The organism is Streptomyces sp. C, from assembly GCF_000158895.1.
Classification (GTDB): Bacteria; Actinomycetota; Actinomycetes; order Streptomycetales; family Streptomycetaceae; genus Streptomyces; species Streptomyces racemochromogenes.
In genome coordinates, this window is the sequence record NZ_GG657752.1 from 70,553 (window position 1) to 85,239 (window position 14,687).

Sequence of the window (14,687 nt, forward strand, 5' to 3'; positions counted from 1 at the left end):
ACGGGTGGTGGCCAGCGCCCGGCTCAGGGCCCCCGGCCGCGCACCGGAGTGCTCGCCCAGCCAGCCCAGCAGCCGCCGGGCCTGGGCGCGCAGGGCCTCCGGGGTGGTGCCGGAGACGGTGTACGGCAGCGGGTGCGCGGCTCCGTCCGGCCTGGCGGCACCGTCCGCCCCGGCGGCCCGGGCGTCGGCGGCCGGGGCCGTACGCGGTGCCTCCTCCAGGACGACGTGGCAGTCCGGGCCGTCCGTCCCCCCGGAGCCGAGGCCCACGACGAGCCGCCGCCCGGACTCCCCGGAGCGCGGGGGCCGCGCCGGCTCGCGGCGGTCCGTGCCCAGGCCCGGCAGCGCGCCGATCAGGTCCGTGATGCCGACGGCGCCGTGCGGTTCGACGTACCGGACCCCGCGCGGGCCGGCGCCGGCCCGCTCGCGGACCCGGCGCAGCGCCTCCTCCCGGCTCTCGCCGACGGGCGCGCCCTGACCCGTACCGCCGTCCTCGCCGACGCCGCCGTCCTCGCCGACGCCGCTGCCCGTGATGACGCCGAGCACCCGGTCGCCGTCGGCCAGGGCCCGGGCGAGGGGCTTGAGGACGACGACGCCGCCGCCCTCGCAGCGCACGGCGGCGCGGCCGCGGGCCCCGGCGGCCGGGCCGGCCGCGCCCGGGACCGGCTCGGGACCGAGCCCGCCGACCAGGGCGGCGTCGCACTCGCCGCCGCGCAGGCTCTCGCAGGCCAGGTGCACGGCCACGAGCGAGGAGGAACGCCCGGCGTACACGGTGGCGCTCGGGCCGCGCAGGCCCAGCAGCCCGCCGGTGCGGTGGCCGATGGTCTCCGGGCCGTGCTGGTACGAGGGGGCGGCGTGCCCGTCCCGCACCGCGCCCACGAACACGCCGACGCGCGCGCCGCGCAGCGAGCCCGGCACGATCCCCGCGTGTTCGAGGGCCTCCCAGCACAGCTCCAGCACCAGCCGCCGGCGCGGGCCCATCGACGCGGCCTCGCGCGGGGAGATCCCGAAGAAGGCCGGGTCGAAGGCGTCGGCCGCGTCGTCCGGCAGCCGCCACGGGGCGTCCGGGTCCGGGGCCTTCGGGAGGCGGCAGGACAGGCCGACGACCGCGATCCGGTGGTCGGCGGGCACGGTGACGTCCGGGAGCGGACGTCGAGCGTCTTCAGGCATTTCTTCTCACCCATCCGTCCTGACGCGAGGTGATGCGGGGGAGATGGTGCGCACCTTGGCTGGAGGCGGACTCAAGAACGGCTGAATCCGGTGGCCCCGCAGGTGGGAGGCGTCCCGGGAGCCCCCAAAGCCGCCCGCCCGGAAGGGAGATGAGAGCATGCCGGGACGGCTGGTAACGCCACGGAAGACGAAAGGTCATCTGCAATGGAGAATTCCGCCGACGGCGTGTACGACGTGGTCATCCTCGGTGGCGGCAGCGGGGGCTACTCCTGTGCCCTGCGCGCGACCCAGCTCGGCCTGAGCGTCGTCCTGATCGAGAAGGGCAAGCTGGGCGGCACCTGCCTGCACAACGGCTGCATCCCAACCAAGGCGCTGCTGCACGCCGGCGAGGTCGCCGACGAACTGCGCCGCAGCGAGTCCTACGGAGTGAAGTCCACCTTCGGGGGCGTGGACATAGCCGGGGTGCACGCGTACAAGGACGGCGTGATAGCCGGCCTCTACAAGGGCCTCCAGGGCATGCTGAAGTCGCGCAAGAACCTCACCCTGGTGGAGGGCGAGGGCCGTCTCGTCTCCCCGACCGAGGTCGAGGCCGGCGGCGTCCGCTACCAGGGCCGCCACGTCGTCCTCGCCACCGGGTCCCAGCCGCGCTCGCTGCCCGGCCTGGCCATCGACGGCAACCGGGTCGTCTCCTCCGACCACGCGCTGTTCCTCGACCGGATCCCCGAGTCGGCGGTCGTGCTCGGCGGCGGCGTCATCGGCGTCGAGTTCGCCTCGGCCTGGAAGTCCTTCGGCGTGGACGTCACCGTCGTCGAGGGCCTGCCGCACCTGGTGCCCGCCGAGGACGTCGACATCTCCAAGTCCCTGGAGCGCGCCTTCCGCAAGCGGAAGATCAAGTTCGAGCTGGGCTCCCGCTTCTCCGGAGTCGAGTACACCGACCACGGCATACGGGTCTCCCTGGAGAACGGCAAGCAGATCGAGGCCGAGCTGCTGCTCGTCGCCGTCGGCCGCGGCCCGGTCTCGGCCGGCCTCGGCTACGAGGAGGCGGGCGTCGCCCTCGACCGCGGCCACGTCGTCGTCGACGAGCTGCTGCGCACCAACCTGCCGACCGTCTCCGCCGTCGGCGACCTGATCCCGACCCTCCAGCTGGCCCACGTCGGCTTCGCCGAGGGCATCCTCGTCGCCGAGCGCCTCGCGGGCCTGCCCGTGAGCCCGATCGACTACGACGGCGTCGCGCGGGTCACCTACTGCGAGCCCGAGATCGCCTCCGTCGGCCTCAGCGAGGCCAAGGCCAAGGAGGTCTACGGCGAGGACAAGGTCGTCGTCAGCAAGTTCAACGCCGGCAGCACCGGCAAGAGCAAGATCCTGAAGTCGGCGGGCGACGTGAAGCTCGTCCAGGTCGCCGACGGCCCCGTCATCGGCATCCACATGATCGGCTCGCGCGTCAGCGAGCAGATCGGCGAGGCCCAGCTCATCTTCAACTGGCAGGCCCTCCCGTCGGAGGTGGCGAGCCTCATCCACGCCCACCCGACCCAGACCGAGGCCCTGGGCGAGGCCCACCTCGCCCTCGCCGGGAAGCCGCTGCACGTCCACGGCTGACCTCACGGTCGGTATTCCGCCATTCGGAAGGGCCGGGGCAACTCCCCGGCCCTTCCCCCGTTTTCGGCGAAATCGCTGGTACGCGACCGGTCCGGATGCCACGATCACTGCGCCGCGGGCGTGGGGTCCGCCGGTAACCGGCCATCAGGCGAGGACGTATCCATGAACCCGGAACACGGCACCAACCCGGCGTACGGCACGAACCCGGCTCACGGCACCACCCCGGCACGCGGCACCACCCCGGCCCACGGCACGCACGGCACGGCACGCACAGGCACCGACAGGGCGGCCGGTCCCCTCCTCGGCCTCTCCGCCGTCCTCATCGGTCTGATGGCGGGCCTGTTCTTCGCCTTCGACGTCTCGGTGATGCCGGGGCTGGCCGCCGGCGACGAGCGCACCTACGTCACCGCCATGCAGAACTTCAACGCCGCCATCGACGGCAACGGCCTCTTCGGCAGCGCCTTCGTCCTCGCCCTGCTCGCCACCGCCGCCGCGGCCGTCGTCGAGTACCGCAAGGGCCGGCGCGGGACCGCCGTGTGGGTGGCCGCGGCGGCCGTCGCCTACCTCGTCGTACTGGTGATCACCTTCGCGGTGAACATCCCGCTGAACAACGAGCTCGCGGCCGCCGGCGACGCGGCGAAGCTGACCGACTTCGCGGTCGTGGACAAGTTCAAGGGCACCTGGGTCACCACGAACATCCTGCGCACCCTGCTCTGCACCGCCGCCCTCGCCGCCCTCGCCCGCGCCCTCCTCCTGCACGGCCGCGCCACCGCCCGCTGAGCGTTTACGGCCACGGAGCCCGTCCACTCGGACGCCAAGGGCGGTCGGAGTCGGGTCAACGGTCGGCCACCCGCGGACGCGGGAGCATCCGGTCCAGCCACTTCGGCAGCCACCAGTTGGTCCGGCCGAGGAGCGTCATGGTCGCCGGTACCAGCACCATGCGTACGACCGTGGCGTCGATGAGGATCGCGGTGGCCAGGCCGAGCCCGAACATTTTGGTGGAGGGGTCCTCGGCGACGGCGAAGGACAGGAAGACCGCCACCATGATGAGGGCGGCCGAGGTGATGGTCCGGGCGGTGCGCGAGACGCCCTCGACGATCGCCGTGCCGTTGTCGCCGGTGCGCAGGTACTCCTCGCGCACGCGGGAGAGGAGGAACACCTCGTAGTCCATCGACAGGCCGAACAGGATGGCGAAGAGGAACATCGGGATGAACGACACGATCGGGACCGTCGCTTCCAGCCCGATGAGTGCGCCTCCCCAGCCCCACTGGAAGACCGCGACCATGATGCCGTAGGCCGCGCCGATGCTCAGCAGGTTCAGCAGTACCGCCTTCAGCGGTACGAGTATCGAGCGGAAGACCAGCATCAGCAGCAGGAACGACATCGCCAGCACGGCGGCGACGAACACCGGCAGGCGTTGGCTGGTGCGCCGGCCCACATCGGACAGGCTCGCGGCGGCGCCGCCGACGTGGGCCCTGGCCGGGCCGTGCCCGATCGCCGCGGGCAGCACGTCGGTGCGCAGCCGGGCGATGGTGTCGGCCGTGGCCCTGTCCTGGGGGCTGGTGGTCGGGAACACCACGAGGGTCGCGATGCCGGTGGCCCGGTCGGTGCGCGTCGGCGCGACGGATGCGATGCCCGGATCCGCCCCGACCGCCCCGACGAGCCGGTCCAGCACTCCCGGATCACCGGCGGGGTCCGCGGCGATGACGAGCGGCCCGTTGGTGCCCGGACCGAACCCCTCGGCGACGAGGTCGTAGGCCCGGCGCTCGGTACGGCTGGGGGGCAGTGAGCCGTCGTCGGGCAGGCCGACGCGCAGGCCGAGCACGGGCAGCGCCGCCGTCAGCAGCAGCGCCGCGGCGCCGACCGCGTACGGCACCGGGTGCCGGCTGACGTGCCCGATCCAGCGCCGCCACCCGGCGGCGGGGACGGCGCCCGCCTCCGTGTCCGTGTCCCGCCCTCGGCCGAAGCGGCCGAGCCGCCCCGCCCGAAGAGCCCGGGCGATCCGGCCGGCCCGGCCCAGGCGCGGGCCGGCCGCGCCGAGGAAGGCCGGCAGCAGCGTCACCGACGCGAGCACCATGATCAGTACGACGATCGAGACGGCGAGCCCGCCCACCGTCATGAACGGCACGTTCGCGACCGCCATGCCGAGGATCGACACGACGACGGTGCCGCCGGCGAAGACCACCGGCCGCCCCGCCGTGGCCACCGCTCGTCCGGCCGCCTCGTGCGGACCGAGCCCGCGCGCGAGGTACTCCCGGTGCCTGGCGAGCACGAACAGCGCGTAGTCGATGCCCACTCCGAGCCCGACCATGCTGCCCAGGACCGGTGCGAAGGCGGGGACGTCCGTCACCCCCGCCAGCACCGTCATCGTGGCGACCCCGACGGTCAGCCCGAAGACCGCCATGCCGATCGGCAGCGCGGCGGCGACGAGCGAACCGAACGCCAGGAACAGGATCGCGGCCGCGGCGAGGAGGCCGATCAACTCGCTCACGCCGCCGTCGGGGTCGGAGAAGGCGTAGAAGAGGCTCCCGCCCATCTCGACGCGCAGGGGCAGCCCCTCGCGCAGCCGGGCGCCCAGGTCGACGAGGGCGTCGAGGTCTTCGGCCGACAGCCGGCTCTGGTCGGGGTACTGCACCCGGACCACCGCGATCCGCCCGTCGGCCGAGACGAGGCCGCCGCGCACGGCGGTGTCCCCGCCCGCGTCGAGCGCCCCCGCCGGATCGCTCGTGCCGAGCACGTGCGGCAGCCGCTCCACCTCGGCCCGCAGCCGCGTGAGAGCGGTGCGCGCGCCGTCGTCGTCGAAGAACGTCGCACCGTCGGCGAGGGGGGTGACGACCACTTGGGCGGTCATCCCCTCCTGGCCGGTGCCCGCCCGCTCGATCAGTTCCGCGGCCCGCCGGGAGTCCAGTCCCGGAGCGGTCATCGAGTCCGCGGTCCGCCCGCCGAAGGCGACGGCGGCGAGGACGGCGAGCGTGGCGGCGATCAGCCATGCCGCGATCACCCGCCAGGGATGGCGGGCGGCGCTTGCGCCCAGGCGCAACAGGGCATTCGAGAGCATCGGGTCCTCCAACCACCTCGGCGGCCGTCCTTGTACGGCCGCCGATGCCGAGGCTCCTCGCCACGGCGCTCCGCGGCATCGGCCCGCGGGCCGCGGATCCCCCGGCCCCGGGGCGGAGTGACGACCCGTCCTTTCGGCCGATGCGCGGCACGCCGCGGTGCCTAGGCTGAGAACCGTGCTACGAGACGACCTGCGAACCCTGTGGACCGCACCCCGGCCGCCCGACGCGCCCGCCCGGGTGTGGCGGGACTGGGCGCTGCTCGCCGCGGGCCTTGCCGGTGTGGCGCTGGAGGCCGGCCTGCGCGAGAACGTCGTGTGGCGGCCGGTGGCGGTGGTGTTCGCCGTATGGCTGTGCCTGCTGCCCCTGTGGCGCCGGACCCGCCCGCTGGCGGTGGTGACGCTGGCGTTCGGCTCGGTGGTCCTGCTTCCGTTGGCCTCGCTCGTCGCCGCACCGCGCGAGCCCGTCGGCCTGTACACCGGCGCGGTCGTGCTGGTGCTGGTGTACGCGCTGCCCCGGTGGGGATCGGGACGCGAGACCGTACTGGGCGGCGCGGTGATCCTCGCGGTCGGCGCGCTGTGTGTCGTCACGGACGGGACCCCGGTCGTCGAAAAGGTCGTGGGCTTCGTCTTCCTGCTGCTGCCCGGCGTGGTCGGGGCTGCCGTGCGGTTCTGGGTGACCGCTCGCGAGCGGCAGGTGGAGCAGGTGCGCTCCCGCGAGCGCGAGCAGCTCGCCCGGGAACTGCACGACACGGTGGCCCACCACGTGTCGGCCATGGTGATCATCGCCCAGGCGGGCCGGGTGCTCGCGGGCGCCGACCCGTCCGCCGCCGTCGAGGCGCTGGAGGGGGTCGAGGAGGAAGGGGCGCGCACGCTGGAGGAGATGCGCGCCATGGTCGCCGCGCTGCGCGACCGCGGGGTCGGCGCCGAGCTGGCGCCCCCTGCCGGAGTCGCGGATCTGGAGCGCCTGGTGCGCACCCCGGGTGGTCACCTCAGGGTCGACCTGGGGCTCGACGGCGAACTGGACGCGCTGCCCCCGGCCATGGACGCGGCCGTCTACCGGATCGTGCAGGAGTCGGTGACCAACGCGCTGCGCCATGCGGTCGACGCGACCGAGCTCGTCGTCCGGGTCGCCGCGGAACGGCACGCGGTACGGGTGAGCGTGCGCGACGACGGCCGGCGCACCGGCCGGGGTCGCGACGGATACGGACTCACCGGACTGCGCGAGCGCGCGACCCTGCTCGGCGGCACACTACGAGCCGGCCCGGGTACCGACCGGGGCTGGCACGTCGAAGCCGAACTGCCGAGGGCGAGGAGCGGGAGCGGTGTCCATTCGCGTCCTCGTCGCTGACGACCAGACGATCGTCCGCACCGGGTTGCGGATCATGCTGAACGCCCAGCCCGGCATCGAGGTGGTCGGCGAGGCCGCCGACGGGCGGGAAGCGGTACGTCTGGCCCGCGAACTGCGCCCCGACGTCTGCCTTTTCGACATCCGCATGCCCGGACTCGACGGGCTCGAGGCCACCCGGCTGGTCGCCGGCCCGGGCGTCGCCGACCCGCTGGCCGTGGTCGTCATCACCACGTTCGACCTCGACGAGTACGTCTACGGCTCACTGCGTGCCGGCGCCCGCGGATTCCTCCTCAAGGACACGGGACCGGACCTTCTGGCGCAGGCCGTACGGTCGGCGTCCGACGGTGAGGCGCTCATCGCGCCCAGCGTCACCGTCCGTCTGCTCCGGGCGTTCGCGGACCTGCCCGCCGGGCGGCCCGTGGCCCAGCCGGTCTCCCCCGTCACCGCCCGCGAGGAGCAGGTGCTCCTCGCCGTCGCCCGCGGGCTGACCAACACCGAGATCGCCGACGCACTGCGCATCAGCCTCAGCACGGTGAAGACGCATCTGGCCAGCCTGATGGCCAAACTCGGCGCCCGCAACCGGGTCGAGATCGCGATGTGGGCCTACGAAACGCGCCGTATCCTCCCCGGAACCTGAGGCTCCGCGCTCTGGGAGGAAATTCCTCGGCGAACACCCCTAAAGGGTGTTCTGTCCGTGCAGGACCAGCGCCCAGGCCAGCAGTCCGAAGGCCAGCGTGCACAGCAGCGTGCGCCACGTGTTCGCGCGGACCCAGGTCCCCTCGAACGCGCGGCGCACGGCCGCCGGATCGGCGATCCGGTCCACCGGGCCCGCCTTCTCCAGGGCGTTGTTGAGCGGGATGTTCACCCGGGCGGTGACGATCATCGCCAGGACGTACGCGACGAGCGCGCCGGCCAGCGGCACCAGCGCGTGGCGCCCGTCGCCCGGCAGGTGCAGGCCCAGGGCCAGGGCGGTGAACAGCAGCGAGCCCAGGTAGCCGAGCAGGAACCAGCCGTTGAGGATCGCCACGTTGATCCGCTGCATCGTCTCGATCACCGTCCGGTCGGACGAGGCGCGCAGCCCGGGCATCACCGCCACCGAGAACCCGTAGAAGAGGCCGCTCACCAGGCCCATGGTGATCGTCGCAGCGATCAGTGACGCGAACCTTGCCGTTTCCACGTGGTTCCCCCCGCCTGCGTGGGTGCCGCAGGACTGCCGCACCGCGATGGCCGGATTCTCGCCCATCCCGGGCCGTTCCGAGCCTGATCCAAGCAGTCCCCAGCTGATACTACGGTCGTACACAGGCCATCTCCCGTGTCATTGCACAGGCCCAACACCCCTGCTGCGCAGGCCGGATGACCAGTTCCGGCAGCACCCCCCGTGCGCGGTACCCTCCCGCTGGGCCCGCACGCCCCCACCAGGACGCCGGAGAGGAACCAGAACGTGACCGACCCGAAGCAGAGGCTGGACGCACTGCGGACCGACATCGAGCGCCGCAACCCCGCCCAGCCCGAGTTCCACCAGGCCGTACGGGAGGTCCTGGACACCCTGGCCCCCGTCTTCGCGGCGCGCCCCGAGTACGCCGAGGCCGGGCTCGTGGAGCGGCTCGTGGAACCGGAGCGGCAGATCATCTTCCGGGTGCCGTGGACGGACGACCACGGACACGTCCACGTCAACCGCGGCTACCGGGTGGAGTTCAACAGCGCGCTCGGCCCGTACAAGGGCGGCCTGCGCTTTCACCCGTCCGTGGACATCGGCGTGGTGAAGTTCCTCGGATTCGAGCAGATCTTCAAGAACGCGCTGACCGGCCTGGGCATCGGCGGCGGCAAGGGCGGCAGCGACTTCGACCCGCACGGCCGCTCCGACGCCGAGGTCATGCGCTTCTGCCAGTCCTTCATGACCGAGCTCCACCGCCACATCGGCGAGCACACCGACGTCCCGGCCGGCGACATCGGCGTCGGCGGCCGCGAGATCGGCTACCTATTCGGCCAGTACCGGCGCATCACCAACCGCTGGGAGGCCGGCGTCCTCACCGGCAAGGGCCAGGGCTGGGGCGGCTCCGCGATCCGGCCCGAGGCCACCGGCTACGGCAGCGTCCTGTTCGCCTCCGAGATGCTCAAGGTCCGGGGCGAGTCCCTGGACGGCCTGACGGCCGTCGTCTCCGGCTCCGGGAACGTCGCCCTCTACACCATCGAGAAGCTCCAGCAGCTCGGCGCCAACCCGCTGACCTGCTCCGACTCCCAGGGCTACGTGGTCGACGACAAGGGCATCGACCTCGCCCTGCTCCGCCAGATCAAGGAGGTCGAGCGCGGCCGCGTCAGCGAGTACGCCGCCCGCCGCGGCCCCTCGGCCCGCTTCGTGCCGGCCGGACGCGTCTGGGAGGTCCCGGCCGACGTCGCCTTCCCGTCCGCGACCCAGAACGAACTGGGCGCCGAGGACGCGCGCGCCCTCATCGGGAACGGCGTCAAGGCGGTCTCGGAGGGCGCCAACATGCCCAGCACCCCCGAGGCGGTCCACCTCTTCCAGGCCGCGGGCGTCGCCTTCGGCCCGGGCAAGGCCGCCAACGCGGGCGGCGTCGCGGTCAGCGCGCTGGAGATGGCCCAGAACGCGGGCCGCACGGCCTGGACCCGGGACCGGGTCGAGTCGGAGCTGGCGGGCATCATGAGCTCGATCCACGAGGTCGCGTACGAAACGGCCGCCCGCTACGACGCCCCGGGCGACTACGTCACCGGCGCCAACATCGCCGGCTTCGAGCGCGTGGCCGACGCGATGCTGGTCCAGGGTGTGATCTAGCCCCGGCTTGCGCTGCCGGGTCCGCGCCCCCGCCGGGTGAGGGCCCCCGGCTCAGCCCGGGGCGGCACCCGCCTCCCCGGGCCGCTCCGGCCAGGAGGCGAGCCGGCTGCGGACGGTCAGGGCCCGTGTCCCCCGTGACGGGGCGCGGGCCCGCCCTTCAGGCCGGCGCCCCGCCACCGGCTTCCCCGACCCGCCGCGTCAGCTCGGCGAGTTGCCTGCGACCGGTGACGCTGTCGGGGTGGTCGGTACCGAACACGCGTTCCAGATCGGCCACGAGGACGGTCATCAGGTCGAGGGCGGCGACGAGGCCGCCCGACCTGGCGGTGTACCGGACGTGCTGGTAGCGGCTGGCCAGGGTGCGACGGTGGTCGGGTCCGAGGACACGGGCCTGGTCGCGTACGAGCGCCTCGTAGAGGTCGCGCGCCGCGCCCGCGTCACCGGCCTTCGCGGTGTGGTGGGCGTGCTCGCGCCGGCTCTGGAGCGTGTCGGAGTGGTCGGCGCCGAGGACGCGTGTCTCGTCGGGGACGAGTGCGGCCAGGAGGTCGCGTGCGGTGGCGGGGTCGCCGGCCTCGGCCGTGCAGCGGGCGAGTTGGTAGCGGCTGACGAAGGAGTCGACGTGGTCGGCTCCCAGGACGCGTTCGCTGTCGGGGACCAGGGCGGCCAGCAGGAGGCGCGCCGCCTCCGGGAAACCGGCCTGACCGGTGAAGTACGCGTGTTCGTGGCGGCTGCTGAGGGTGACGGGGTGGTCGGCTCCCAGGACACGGGTCTGGTCCCGGAGGAGCGCCTCGTACAGGCTTGCCGCCGTGGCGGAGTCGCCGGCCTCTCCGGTGTAGAAGGCGTGTGCGTAGCGGCTGGTCAGCGTGCTGAGACTGTCGGGACCCTCCACGCGCGTCTGGTCCGTCAGCAGTGCGGCCAGGAGGTCCTGTGCCGTGGCGAAGTCGCCGTCCTCTCCGGTGTAGTAAGCGAGCTGGTAGCGGCTGTGCAGGGTGAGGGCGTGGTCGGGTCCCAGGACGCGGAGCCTGTCCCGCAGGAGCGTCTCGTACAGCTCGCGCGCGAGGGCGGGCTCACCCGCCTCACCGATGCAATGGGCGTGATCCTGCCGGCTGGCGAGGGTGTCCGGGTGGTCCGGCCCCAGATAGACGGCCGAGGCCGCGGTCAGCCGGGCGTAGAGGCGGGCCGCCTCCCCGAAGTCCCCGCCCTCCTGCGCGGCCTTGGCCTCGGCGCGGAGTTCACGCGCGGACTTGTTCGGCACGTCCGGGCTGGTGGAGGGGTTGTCCGGGACCGTGTCGAGCGCGGGTACGCCGAGTTCGGTGCTGATGCGGTCGACAGTGTCGCCGTCGGTGTCGTTGACCGCCGTCGCCCGGGCTAGGGCGGCGTCGATGTCGTCGCCTTCGGGGTCGGTGGAGACCGCCGCCGGGGTGGTCGGGGCAAGGTCGGGGAGGCCGTCCGTGGGCGCCGGGCCGCCGCCCTGGCCGCGCAGGCGCTCCAGTTCCTCCGTCAGCGCGGTGATCTGCTCCCGCAGGTGAGCGGCGAGGGCTTCGGCACGCCGCTTCTTCTCTTCGGCCCGGCCCAGTTCGCCCTCTGCCTTGGCCTGCTGGGACTCCGCCCGGGCCAGCTTTGCCCGGGTCGCCTCCAGGGCCTGCCGCCCGGCGGCCTGGTCACGCTCCCGGCTGAGGGCGCCGACCCGTTCGTTCAGCTTGTGGATCATGCCGAGCAGGATCCAGATCAGCCGGGCCGCGTTGTCGGCCGTCTGGCGGAGCTCCGCCTGCTGCTCCAGGGCGCGGGTGAGACGGTCGTACGTCTCGATCTGCCGTGCCTGTACGGCCGCCAGGTCCACCACCGCCGGGCCGGCTGACGATGCCGGCGGCTTCGCCGGGCGGGGCGGGTGCAGCGCCTCGTACAGCATGGCCTCCGCCTCGCTCCGCCGGCGTTCGCGCAGCGGCGGCGGGACCGTGGCGTCGATCAGCGAGGTGACGAACCGCTGCGGCGGGATCCGTCCGCTGAGCAGCGAGCTGACCTGCGACTTGGAGTAGCCGATCTCCTCCGCCAGGACGGCCAGGGTCTTCCCGGAGCCGTCCACCCGCGCGCGCAGGAACGCGGCCAGCCTGCCGGCGCCCGGGTTCACCGGGCGGATGTCCGTCCAGGGCCGGCCCCTGGGCTTTTCCGTTCCCGCCAACGAGATCCCCCCTGCTGCGCGTCGTGCCGTGTTGTGTCGTGCCGTGTCGTTGTCCGGTGCGTCCGGGACAAGTGGGCCTTCGTCCGCAACTTATCTGCGATGTCCTGCCCGGAGGGTCCGGACAACCCAACTCCCCCCGATGGTGCGTCCACCGGCCGCACCCAGCGGCCCGAAGCCGAAGGGCCCGACCACCATGACCGACCTCCTCTCCGTCGCCGCCGACGTCCTCACCCTGATCGGTACGACCGTCTCCCTCGCCCTCGAAGTCCGCCGGGCCCGCCGCGAGGCCCGTGCCGCGGTCAAGGACCGGGAGAACCCCGGGGAGTGAGCCCGCGGCGGCGGCGTAGCCTGTAGGTCCGCCCATCGACAGGGAGTTGCCGCGTGCTGACCGCGCTTGACGGGACGTACGGCGACCGCGCGGATGCCGTGCGCGTCGCCGGTCGTACCGCCTCGTACGAGGAACTGCTCGGCGCGGCGGGGGCCGTGGCCGCCGACGTCGCCGGAGCCCCCGCCTTCGCCGTGACGGCGACCGCCTCCCTGGAGACCGTCGCGGCGGCCGTCGGCGGGCTCCTCGCCGGGGTGCCCTTCGTGCCGCTGCCCCCGGACGCGGGGCCCGCCGAGCGCGAGCACGTCCTGCGCGACTCCGGTGCCGTCGAGGTCCCCGTCGACTTCGCCCGCCGGGCCGCGGCGCCCGCCCGGGCGGCCGGCCCGGAGGACCCCGCGCTGGTGCTGTACACCTCCGGCACCACCGGCCCGCCCAAGGGCGTGGTCCTGACCGCCGGCGCCATCGCCGCCGACCTCGACGCCCTCGCCGGAGCCTGGCAGTGGACCGCCGAGGACACCCTGGTGCACGGGCTCCCGCTGTTCCACGTGCACGGCCTGGTCCTCGGCGTGCTCGGCGCGCTGCGCACCGGGAGCCGCCTGGTGCACACCGGCCGCCCGACCCCGCAGGCGTACGCCGCCGCCGGGGGCAGCCTGTACTTCGGGGTGCCGACCGTGTGGTCCCGCATCGCCGCCGAACCGGAGCACGCGGCCGCGCTGTCCGGGGCCCGACTGCTCGTCTCCGGCAGCGCAGCCCTGCCCGCGCCCGTCTTCCGGGACCTGGAGCGCCTCACCGGCCACCGCCCCGTCGAGCGCTACGGGATGACCGAGACCCTGATCACCGTGAGCGGCCGCGCGGGCGGCGGGGTCCGTCCCGGCACCGTGGGCACCCCGCTCCCCGGCATCCGGACCCGGATCGCCGCCGAGCCGGGCGCCGAGATCGGCGAACTCCAGCTCACCGGCCCCACGCTGTTCTCCGGCTACCTGGGCCGCCCCGACGCGACCGCGGCCGCGTACACCGGGGACGGGTGGTTCCGTACGGGCGACATCGCCGCCGTCGACCCGGAGGACGGCGTCCACCGCATCGTCGGCCGGGCCTCCATCGACATGATCAAGTCCGGCGGCTACCGCATCGGCGCGGGCGAGATCGAGAACGCCCTGCTGGACCACCCCAAGGTGGCCGAGGCGGCGGTGGTCGGGGTCCCGGACGCGGACCTCGGGCAGCGGATCGTCGCCTTCGTCGTCGCCGACGGAGTCACCGGCGCCGAACTCACCGATTTCGTCGCCGCCCACCTCTCGGTGCACAAGCGGCCCCGCGAGGTGCGCTTCGTTCCCGCGATCCCGCGCAACGCCATGGGGAAGCCGCAGAAGAAGCTCCTGCTGGGCGGCGGGCCGGGCGGATCGGGCGGGTCGGGCGGGCCGGGCGGATCCGGGGCGGCGCGGTGAGCGGCGCCGACGGGGAGAACCCCTGGATCCGCCGCTTCCACCCGCCGGCGGTGCCACCGGGGAGGCCCGTGCCGGTCCTCGTCGTCCTCCCGCACGCGGGCGGCAGCGCCTCCTTCTACTTCCCGCTCTCCCGCGACCTCGCCGCGCACGCCGAGGTGCTCACCGTCCAGTACCCCGGCCGCCAGGAGCGGCTGGAGGAGCCGATCCCGGACACCATCGCCGGGCTGGCCGACGGGGTGGAGCGGGCCCTGGAGCCCTGGCGCGGCCGGCCCCTCGTCCTGTTCGGGCACAGCATGGGCGCGGTGCTCGCCTACGAGCTGGTGCGCCGGCTGGAGGCGGCCGGCGGGACGCCGCGCGGCCTGATCGTCTCCGGGCGGCGGTCGCCGCTGGTCGAGCGGGAGGAGGAGCACCTCCACGCACGGGACGACGACACCCTGATCGCCCGGGTGCAGTCCCTCTCCGGGACCGACCCCGCGCTGCTGGCCGACCCGGCGGTCCGGGCGCTGATCCTGCCGGCGCTGCGCAGCGACTACCGGGCGGTCGAGACCTGGCGGCACGAGCCGGGGCCGCCGTTGCGAACCCCCGTCAGCGTGCTGTGCGGGGACTCCGACCCGCGGGTGAGCGTGGCGGAGGCGAGGGGCTGGCGGGACGTGGCCGGGGCCGGGTTCGGCTTCCGCGGCTTCCCCGGCGGGCACTTCTACCTGGCCGAGCAGCACGCGGCCGTGGTGCGGGCGGTGGCGGAGGACCTGGCGGGGTTCACGGCGGGCTGACGCCGTCCCGGCCG

At 74.0% G+C, this 14,687-nt stretch carries 12 protein-coding genes; 8 read left to right on the forward strand and 4 right to left on the reverse strand.

Going from position 1 to position 14,687, the window contains the following annotated elements; all coding sequences use genetic code 11:
- The coding region (locus SSNG_RS42790) for a polyketide synthase (RefSeq protein WP_165365097.1) at positions 1-1,167 on the reverse strand (1,167 nt) is incomplete at its 3' end.
- A 204-nt stretch (positions 1,168-1,371) separates the two neighbouring features.
- On the opposite strand from SSNG_RS42790, the gene lpdA reads away from it, so the two are divergent.
- A complete protein-coding gene (gene lpdA / locus SSNG_RS36555) occupies positions 1,372-2,763 on the forward strand; it encodes a dihydrolipoyl dehydrogenase (protein ID WP_007269029.1) in 1,392 nt (463 codons plus the stop codon).
- Positions 2,764-2,925: 162 nt separating this feature from the next.
- Complete coding sequence (locus tag SSNG_RS36560) at positions 2,926-3,543, forward strand: anthrone oxygenase family protein (protein WP_007269030.1); 618 nt, start codon at positions 2,926-2,928, stop codon at positions 3,541-3,543.
- A gap of 55 nt (positions 3,544-3,598) precedes the next feature.
- On the opposite strand, the gene SSNG_RS36565 is transcribed toward SSNG_RS36560, so the two are convergent.
- The gene (locus SSNG_RS36565) at positions 3,599-5,821 is read right to left on the reverse strand and encodes an MMPL family transporter (RefSeq protein ID WP_042804917.1); all 2,223 of its coding nucleotides are present in this window, start codon (positions 5,819-5,821) and stop codon (positions 3,599-3,601) included.
- 175 nt (positions 5,822-5,996) lie between these two features.
- Here SSNG_RS36565 and SSNG_RS36570 point away from each other — a divergent pair, with 175 nt between their 5' ends.
- Both SSNG_RS36570 and SSNG_RS36575 read left to right on the forward strand, forming a co-directional pair.
- Positions 5,997-7,169, forward strand: a complete 1,173-nt coding sequence (locus SSNG_RS36570; RefSeq protein WP_042804866.1) for a histidine kinase — start codon at positions 5,997-5,999, stop codon at positions 7,167-7,169.
- Positions 7,144-7,806: a response regulator transcription factor gene (locus tag SSNG_RS36575; protein WP_007269033.1), complete on the forward strand. Its 663-nt coding sequence runs from the start codon at positions 7,144-7,146 to the stop codon at positions 7,804-7,806. Before SSNG_RS36570 ends, SSNG_RS36575 begins: the two co-directional genes overlap by 26 nt.
- Positions 7,807-7,845: 39 nt before the next feature.
- Here SSNG_RS36575 and SSNG_RS36580 read toward each other — a convergent pair whose 3' ends face one another.
- Positions 7,846-8,412 (reverse strand): anthrone oxygenase family protein, encoded by a 567-nt coding sequence (locus tag SSNG_RS36580; protein WP_007269034.1) that lies wholly within the window; start codon positions 8,410-8,412, stop codon positions 7,846-7,848.
- A 198-nt stretch (positions 8,413-8,610) separates the two neighbouring features.
- Between SSNG_RS36580 and gdhA the strand changes: the two genes are divergently transcribed.
- Positions 8,611-9,960 carry an NADP-specific glutamate dehydrogenase gene (gdhA, locus tag SSNG_RS36585; RefSeq protein WP_007269035.1) on the forward strand — a complete coding sequence of 450 codons (1,350 nt, stop codon included), beginning with the start codon at positions 8,611-8,613 and terminating at the stop codon, positions 9,958-9,960.
- Between the two features lie 157 nt (positions 9,961-10,117).
- Here gdhA and SSNG_RS38500 read toward each other — a convergent pair whose 3' ends face one another.
- Positions 10,118-12,136, reverse strand: a complete 2,019-nt coding sequence (locus tag SSNG_RS38500) for a helix-turn-helix domain-containing protein (RefSeq protein ID WP_007269036.1) — start codon at positions 12,134-12,136, stop codon at positions 10,118-10,120.
- Between the two features lie 193 nt (positions 12,137-12,329).
- Here SSNG_RS38500 and SSNG_RS45105 point away from each other — a divergent pair, with 193 nt between their 5' ends.
- The 3 genes from SSNG_RS45105 to SSNG_RS36605 are packed head-to-tail and all read left to right on the forward strand — an operon-like array spanning position 12,330 to position 14,673.
- Positions 12,330-12,464, forward strand: coding sequence for a hypothetical protein (locus tag SSNG_RS45105; RefSeq protein ID WP_277752187.1), 135 nt, complete (start codon positions 12,330-12,332; stop codon positions 12,462-12,464).
- A gap of 53 nt (positions 12,465-12,517) precedes the next feature.
- A complete protein-coding gene (locus tag SSNG_RS36600) occupies positions 12,518-13,903 on the forward strand; it encodes an AMP-binding protein (RefSeq protein WP_007269038.1) in 1,386 nt (461 codons plus the stop codon).
- On the forward strand, positions 13,900-14,673 hold the full coding sequence (locus tag SSNG_RS36605; RefSeq protein ID WP_007269039.1) for an alpha/beta fold hydrolase: 774 nt from the start codon (positions 13,900-13,902) through the stop codon (positions 14,671-14,673). The genes SSNG_RS36600 and SSNG_RS36605 overlap by 4 nt, the downstream gene beginning before the upstream one ends.
- Positions 14,674-14,687 lie beyond the last annotated feature (14 nt).

Bases quoted from the DNA above. Each gene is read 5' to 3' on its own strand.
- SSNG_RS36560 (WP_007269030.1), top strand. From the start codon at position 2,926: ATGAACCCGGAACACGGCACCAACCCGGCGTACGGCACGAACCCGGCT.
- SSNG_RS36565 (WP_042804917.1), bottom strand. From the start codon at position 5,821: ATGCTCTCGAATGCCCTGTTGCGCCTGGGCGCAAGCGCCGCCCGCCAT.
- SSNG_RS45105 (WP_277752187.1), top strand. From the start codon at position 12,330: ATGACCGACCTCCTCTCCGTCGCCGCCGACGTCCTCACCCTGATCGGT.
- lpdA (WP_007269029.1), top strand. From the start codon at position 1,372: ATGGAGAATTCCGCCGACGGCGTGTACGACGTGGTCATCCTCGGTGGC.
- SSNG_RS36580 (WP_007269034.1), bottom strand. From the start codon at position 8,412: ATGGGCGAGAATCCGGCCATCGCGGTGCGGCAGTCCTGCGGCACCCAC.